Source organism: Paenibacillus sp. J31R122 (assembly GCF_056269185.1).
The window spans coordinates 1-1,719 of sequence record NZ_JBWDNM010000044.1 but is presented as its reverse complement, the minus strand read 5'-3'; the positions used below and the strand labels follow the sequence as shown (position 1 = coordinate 1,719).

Sequence of the window (1,719 nt, the reverse complement as noted above, 5' to 3'; positions counted from 1 at the left end):
AAAATAGGTGATCAATTAAAAGTAGTTGCAAATCCAAACTTTAAATAATCAATGGTGAGCTTTTATCAAATTTCAAGTAGTATCGGAAGAAGATTAAGCTAACGGGAAACGTTAGTTCAATAGCACACAACGATGAGTAGGCAATGCGGTAGCCTACTCATTTTATTAAACTAACGGGCAGGTTAGTGGAATTTTGTATGAAGTTTCTTTAGACTTAGCTAAACTGAGAGTAGCAATGTTGGAGACGACCTGAAATAAAAAGGGGATTTATATGCAATTATATATAAACATGATAAATTCAAAAACCTTGCCCAATGTAGACGAGTTAAAAAAGGTGATGTGGGAGAAGGCATTGAGTGTATCTCACGCATTAGACCTAAAAGAATATAATTCTTTAATGTTGTCATGGGATAAATGGATAGATGATAATCGCTGGAGTGATGGTATCCAAAGGTCATTTGAACACATCAATTTTGAATTGCTGAATAAAAAACTTATCATGATTGATATCGATGATAACGCCTTACTTGTAGATAAACGGGCTTTTTATAGGTCTGCCATCTTATTCGCTGAAAAAACGAATGGCACAATTAGCACGGACAATTCGAACTGGGTAACAATTAATGATTTTTCTGAATATGTAAAGAACTATCTGAAATACAGCTTTGATGAAGCTGTAGATATTAGTTTTAATCAGGTTGTTCGCTAAGCTAACGGGAAACGACAGTTAAACAAATGAGGAGCAGTCTGCTACGGCAACTGCTCCTTTCTTTATTAAGCTAACGGACAGTATTGTTCAATAAAACAATGTGCTAAAATGTAAATAATGGATGATATGGCTATTCAAATGGAGGTTCTAGGGAATGTCTCTGAAAGTAATTTCATACATTTTACTTGCCGTATTGATTACAATTGTGGCAACTATGCTTTTTCAGCTGTCATCAAAGAAAGAAAAACCTATTCATAATACAGCAATCAATGAAGATGTTGTTCAAGTGAGAAGTTTTAGTGTGAATTCCGACTCTACTGAATTGAATACATCAGCAAAAGGAACGGTATTTGTCTGGGGAGACGAAGGAAGGGCCAAACATATACAGATAGTTGCTTCAATTGAGGTCGACCCTAAAGATTGGGGTGGTGTAGCTTTCAATATCCCTGACAAATGGTATATTTCCAACATCATCAGCAGTTATCCTGAAAACAAAACTCAATCAAAATCTGAAGACTATGTATCGACGTGGACTACTGCAGATACGGATTCAAAGTGGCGTGCGAGGATAGAAGTTGCGAATGAGCTTTATAGACCACGAACAGGAGGCGGCACAGGGACTATCGTGATTGATATAGTTCATGATAAAGATGAAAAACATCAACCGGAGACATTCAAAATTGGTGTGACAGTTGGTTCCAATGAAAAAAATGGCGTAAAAATTATAGGCACTGATTTTATTGAGATACCTATATCATTAACCGATAATGAATAGTCGATAAGGGAAAAGTATACTTAGTATTTATATACATTACGGTGAACCGATTACGCTAACGGGAAACGATAGTTGAACACAAAATGGAGCAGTTGCAGTCGGCAGCTGCTCCATCTTTTATTACGCTAACGGGCAGTATAGTGTAAAAGGACTCTTCTCATGAATGCCCAATATGGGATAGAATGGGTAAGAAAACAGCTGATATAACCAAAAGCAAATATGATTGTGGGATCTT

The 1,719-nt window shown here is 36.4% G+C and carries 2 protein-coding genes; both read left to right on the top strand.

Going from position 1 to position 1,719, the window contains the following annotated elements:
• The first annotated feature begins 271 nt into the window (after positions 1-271).
• A complete protein-coding gene (locus AC0YN7_RS29640) occupies positions 272-709 on the top strand; it encodes a hypothetical protein (protein WP_475813604.1) in 438 nt (145 codons plus the stop codon).
• 154 nt (positions 710-863) lie between these two features.
• On the top strand, positions 864-1,484 hold the full coding sequence (locus tag AC0YN7_RS29635; RefSeq protein WP_475813603.1) for a hypothetical protein: 621 nt from the start codon (positions 864-866) through the stop codon (positions 1,482-1,484).
• Positions 1,485-1,719: the final 235 nt, after the last annotated feature.

What these genes read in the sequence shown, in the direction of transcription:
- AC0YN7_RS29640 (WP_475813604.1), top strand. Translation starts at nt 272, where the DNA reads ATGCAATTATATATAAACATGATAAATTCAAAAACCTTGCCCAATGTA.
- AC0YN7_RS29635 (WP_475813603.1), top strand. Translation starts at nt 864, where the DNA reads ATGTCTCTGAAAGTAATTTCATACATTTTACTTGCCGTATTGATTACA.